We start from the raw sequence: 1,393 nt of genomic DNA, 5'->3' as shown, positions 1-1,393 counted from the left end.
GGAACCGTCCGCCCCGACGATTCCATCCAGGTCGAGCACCCGCCACCCCCTCACCGCCCGCTGGAACGGGTCTAGGTTCTTGTTCCGTGGTCATCGGCGTGCCCAGATGAGGATGGCGGCGAGGTGGAGTGCGTGGCGGTGATCTCGCTTCACAGCAGCGTCCACTCGACTCCGGCCTGCCATCCGCGCTACGCGCCGGCGTGTCGGCCTTCGGCGTCGGCGCGGATGCTGGCCGCGAGAGTGTGAAGGTCCTTCTGCAGTCCCTGCCGCCGGCTCGTGTCCGCGGCTTGGCGCATCTCGTCAGTGATGTCACCGGGTCGGTCAAGAGTAGTTACCGTGGGTGCAGAACCGGCGAGCCGCCGAGTCGTACGCCAATCCGAACACCCTCCCTCATTCGGAGTCATTCAGGGTGGGCGCATTTTGCAGTCGACCGTATGGAGCAGGGATGCCGACGACAGATGCCACTGGCTGATGCCGTTCGACGAAAGGGACCGTCCATGCGCAAGATCGCTCTCCTGCTCGGTTTGGCACTCTCCGCAAGCGTGGCTGCGGTCGCCCCGGCCGCGGCCAACGGCCCCGGCTACCCCCCGAGCGACCAGGCGGTGGTCATCAGCAACGCCTCGACCGGCTTCTACCTGCAGACCGACACCCAGAATGAGAACCGGCCGCAGTACGTCCAGGTGTGGTACCCGTGGCCGCTGGCCAATGAGGGCTCGGGGTCGGTCTGGCGACTCAAGCAGAAGTACGGCGACCACTACGTCATCGAGACCGAACCGATCAAGAACCCGACCCCGGCCTGTCTGACGGTCCCGGACAACGCCAAGGACAACGGCCCGCTGACCGTGACCGGCTGCAACGCCGGTCCGGCACAGGACTGGATCGTCCGCGAGGACGGCACCTCCGAGACCTACACCATCACCCCGGCCGGAGTGAACTTCCGGCAGTGGGCGATCACTTCGCAGTCACAGAACTACCCCCACCCTGATGTGTACGTGACCCTCAAGCACTTCACCGGAACCAACGCGCCCACCAACATGCGCTGGAAGATCGCCCCGCGGTCGGCCGCCTGACCCCCCGCTCAAGGAAGGCCGACAGCGGCAGGCCCCGGCCCAGCAGGGGCCTGCGCCCACGCCGCGGCCGCGCGGCTGCTGCGGGCCTGCGCCCCGGGGAGAAGCCGACAGAGCCGGATCGGCTGACCCCTCTCGTCATCGGGCAGCCGGTGTCGCGCGTCGACACCGCCGCCGCGCCGGGCCGCACGCGGTGGGGCGGGGCAGGTCAGGAGTCGGCGGAGTCGGCGTCACCGATGTGGTCGCGTGCCGCGCGGCGTGTGGCACGCTGTCTCCGCCGACCAGGGCACCCGCTCCCTGCACGTCACCTGCGGCCTGCAGACCCA

The 1,393-nt window shown here is 68.8% G+C and carries 1 protein-coding gene; it reads left to right on the top strand.

Annotation, left to right across the window (positions count from 1 at the left end; translation table 11 throughout):
* Window positions 1-497: 497 nt before the first annotated feature.
* Window positions 498-1,070 carry a hypothetical protein gene (locus tag ACZ6CZ_RS38040; protein ID WP_469030692.1) on the top strand — a complete coding sequence of 191 codons (573 nt, stop codon included), beginning with the start codon at window positions 498-500 and terminating at the stop codon, window positions 1,068-1,070.
* The last annotated feature ends 323 nt before the right edge of the window (window positions 1,071-1,393 follow it).

The organism is Streptomyces sp. NPDC041135 (genome assembly GCF_055592085.1).
The sequence above is the reverse complement of the archived record's forward strand: the minus strand, read 5'-3'. Positions and strand labels throughout refer to the sequence as shown.

Excerpts from the sequence above, each read along its gene's own strand:
- ACZ6CZ_RS38040 (WP_469030692.1), top strand. The coding sequence starts at position 498 with ATGCGCAAGATCGCTCTCCTGCTCGGTTTGGCACTCTCCGCAAGCGTG.